The 1788-nt window shown below is 57.3% G+C and carries 1 rRNA gene (cut by a window edge); it reads left to right on the forward strand.

Annotated elements, in window-relative coordinates:
* Positions 1-58 precede the first annotated feature (58 nt).
* Positions 59-1788: ribosomal RNA gene (locus ABTZ58_RS39730) — 23S ribosomal RNA — on the forward strand; it runs 1495 nt beyond the window's last position.

Raw genomic sequence — 1788 nt, forward strand, 5'->3', positions numbered from 1 at the left:
CGGGGTGATGGGTGGCTGGTCGTTGTTTGAGAACTGCACAGTGGACGCGAGCATCTGTGGCCAAGTTTTTAAGGGCGCACGGTGGATGCCTTGGCACCAGGAACCGATGAAGGACGTGGGAGGCCACGATAGGCCCCGGGGAGTCGTCAACCAGGCTTTGATCCGGGGGTGTCCGAATGGGGAAACCCGGCAGTCGTCATGGGCTGTCACCCTTGCCTGAACACATAGGGCAAGTGGAGGGAACGCGGGGAAGTGAAACATCTCAGTACCCGCAGGAAGAGAAAACAACCGTGATTCCGGGAGTAGTGGCGAGCGAAACTGGATGAGGCTAAACCGTATACGTGTGAGACCCGGCAGGGGTTGCGTATGCGGGGTTGTGGGATCTCTCTTTCATGGTCTGCCGGCCGTGAGACGAGTCAGAAACCGTTGATGTAGGCGAAGGACATGCGAAAGGTCCGGCGTAGAGGGTAAGACCCCCGTAGTCGAAACGTCAGCGGCTCGTTTGAGAGACACCCAAGTAGCACGGGGCCCGAGAAATCCCGTGTGAATCTGGCGGGACCACCCGCTAAGCCTAAATATTCCCTGGTGACCGATAGCGGATAGTACCGTGAGGGAATGGTGAAAAGTACCGCGGGAGCGGAGTGAAATAGTACCTGAAACCGTGTGCCTACAAGCCGTGGGAGCGTCGGAGTGGAGACTTGTCTTCATTCTCGTGACTGCGTGCCTTTTGAAGAATGAGCCTGCGAGTTTGCGGTGTGTTGCGAGGTTAACCCGGGTGGGGTAGCCGTAGCGAAAGCGAGTCCGAATAGGGCGTTTTAGTAGCACGCTCAAGACCCGAAGCGGAGTGATCTAGCCATGGGCAGGTTGAAGCGGAGGTAAGACTTCGTGGAGGACCGAACCCACCAGGGTTGAAAACCTGGGGGATGACCTGTGGTTAGGGGTGAAAGGCCAATCAAACTCCGTGATAGCTGGTTCTCCCCGAAATGCATTTAGGTGCAGCGTCGTGTGTTTCTTGCCGGAGGTAGAGCACTGGATAGGCGATGGGCCCTACCGGGTTACTGACCTTAGCCAAACTCCGAATGCCGGTAAGTGAGAGCGCGGCAGTGAGACTGTGGGGGATAAGCTCCATGGTCGAGAGGGAAACAGCCCAGAGCATCGACTAAGGCCCCTAAGCGTACGCTAAGTGGGAAAGGATGTGGAGTCGCAGAGACAACCAGGAGGTTGGCTTAGAAGCAGCCACCCTTGAAAGAGTGCGTAATAGCTCACTGGTCTAGTGATTCCGCGCCGACAATGTAGCGGGGCTCAAGCGTACCGCCGAAGTCGTGTCATTCACACATATAGCCCCAACGGGTGTGTGGATGGGTAGGGGAGCGTCGTGTGCCGGGTGAAGCAGCCGTGGAAGCGAGTTGTGGACGGTTCACGAGTGAGAATGCAGGCATGAGTAGCGATACAAACGTGAGAAACGTTTGCGCCGATTGACTAAGGGTTCCTGGGTCAAGCTGATCTGCCCAGGGTAAGTCGGGACCTAAGGCGAGGCCGACAGGCGTAGTCGATGGATAACCGGTTGATATTCCGGTACCCGCTGTGAAGCGTCAAACATCGAGCATCGTGATGCTAAGGCCGTGAAGCCGCCCCTGATCTCTTCGGAGTGAGGGGGAGTGGTGGAGCCGCTGAACCAAGCGGTTAGTAGGTGAGTGATGGGGTGACGCAGGAAGGTAGTCCATCCCGGGCGGTGGTTGTCCCGGGGTAAGGGTGTAGGACGTCAGGTAGGTAAATCCGCCTGGCACA

The organism is Streptomyces sp. NPDC094143 (assembly GCF_040303825.1).
GTDB lineage: Bacteria > Actinomycetota > Actinomycetes > Streptomycetales > Streptomycetaceae > Streptomyces.